This window comes from Cellulophaga sp. 20_2_10 (assembly GCF_023476645.1).
Lineage (GTDB): Bacteria > Bacteroidota > Bacteroidia > Flavobacteriales > Flavobacteriaceae > Cellulophaga.
Genome location: NZ_JAMCOJ010000049.1, coordinates 1 through 962, shown reverse-complemented (window position 1 = coordinate 962; position 962 = coordinate 1). Strand labels below are relative to the sequence as shown.

The 962-nt window shown below is 29.0% G+C and carries 1 protein-coding gene; it reads right to left on the bottom strand.

The features are described 5' to 3' along the window. Positions 1 to 5 precede the first annotated feature (5 nt). A complete protein-coding gene (locus M4I21_RS18475) occupies positions 6 to 908 on the bottom strand; it encodes an IS1595 family transposase (RefSeq protein WP_165734421.1) in 903 nt (300 codons plus the stop codon). Positions 909 to 962 lie beyond the last annotated feature (54 nt).

Sequence of the window (962 nt, the reverse complement as noted above, 5' to 3'; positions counted from 1 at the left end):
TTGAGTTATACGTTTAGCTTCTGTTTTATTTGATTTTGATAAACTGGTTTGGCAACTACCATTCTTTCAATTGTTTTATGAAATATACTTTTCTGAAATTGAGATCTATTAATTCTAAAACAAAATTCATCAAAATAAGCTTGAATATGCCATTTACTTACATGAGTTGGTATTGCTCTAAGCCAAGACTTAACTTGCATAATCATGACATGTAATTGTTTAAAGTTAGCACCATTATTACTATAGATTTGCTCAATGTTATAAACTTCTTTCAAAGGTTCATATCCTCTCCATTTATCTGTTATTATTTTAGCAGATTTACTTATGTGTTCTTCAAAAATTGGTGTTAATGATTTTGCAGAATAGTCGTTTATAGATTTAATGTAAACTCTTTTCACCTTATTGTTATCTGTTAATTCTACTGCAATTACGGCTTTTTTCTTTTTTGTATCGTAACTCCTACCTTGTTTTCCTTCTTCTTTTCCTCCAACAGTAAACTCATCAACATGAATTAAGGTTTCTAGAGGATATTTTTGACTACTTTTCATTGCTTTACGAACTTTTTGCATAAAATACCATGCAGTTCCTTGACGAATACTAAAGCGTTTACCCATTTGAATACTTGAAGTACTTTTACTATTTGTACTCATTTCAAAAGCAACACAAAACGCTTTTTGCAATCCAAATTTAACTTTATGAAAAAGTGTATTTGCAGTAGCACTTTCTACATGATGGCAAGCATAACAGTGATAATTATATCCAGCTTTTTCACAACCTTTTGTATGTCCACATTTACTACATTTAAAACCATCCTGCCATTTTATTTTTGATAAATAAGCTTTACAGGCTTCATCATTTGGTAGTTCTTTTATAAAGTTTAGTATATCTTGACCTTCAAAATTATCCATATATCAATGTTTTAAAGCTATAAGATACGGAAACTAAATGACTAACTCAATAAA

Coding starts and splice junctions, on each gene's coding strand:
- M4I21_RS18475 (WP_165734421.1), bottom strand. CDS start 908: ATGGATAATTTTGAAGGTCAAGATATACTAAACTTTATAAAAGAACTA.